This window comes from Acinetobacter sp. 809848, assembly GCF_000581275.1.
Classification (GTDB): Bacteria; Pseudomonadota; Gammaproteobacteria; order Pseudomonadales; family Moraxellaceae; genus Acinetobacter; species Acinetobacter pittii.
Genome location: NZ_JEXG01000204.1, coordinates 1 through 388 on the forward strand (window position 1 = coordinate 1; position 388 = coordinate 388).

1 protein-coding gene is annotated in these 388 nt (G+C 43.8%); it reads right to left on the reverse strand.

Annotation, left to right across the window (positions count from 1 at the left end; translation table 11 throughout):
* Nucleotides 1-7: 7 nt before the first annotated feature.
* The coding region (locus tag J536_RS24790) for a DUF559 domain-containing protein (RefSeq protein WP_032064390.1) at nt 8-388 on the reverse strand (381 nt) is incomplete at its 5' end.

Sequence of the window (388 nt, forward strand, 5' to 3'; positions counted from 1 at the left end):
GCTGCACTCATCTTTCACTCACCATTTTCTCTATCTGCTGAACCGCTAAACCTGACTTCACTTGCTCTGTACTGAACCTTAAAACTGTAAAACCCATCATTGCTGCCGAGTTATATTTCTCCATATCCCCGATGTAACCTTTTCCCCTTGTGTGACGTCCTCCGCTCCAGATACCGCCTTCAACCTCAATCAATATCTTTGTTCCCGTAATCAGAAAATCAGCTCTCCATTTGCGTTTTGGATGGAATTTATATTCCTGCTCAAAACTGATCTTGCATGCTCTCAAATGTGTTGCCAGTACCGTCTCACCTTCACTTGGCTGTCTTGTACCTTGCTTTGCTGAACGGCGTTTCTTTGTCTTCACTGGAAATAATTCACGGTATTCAGC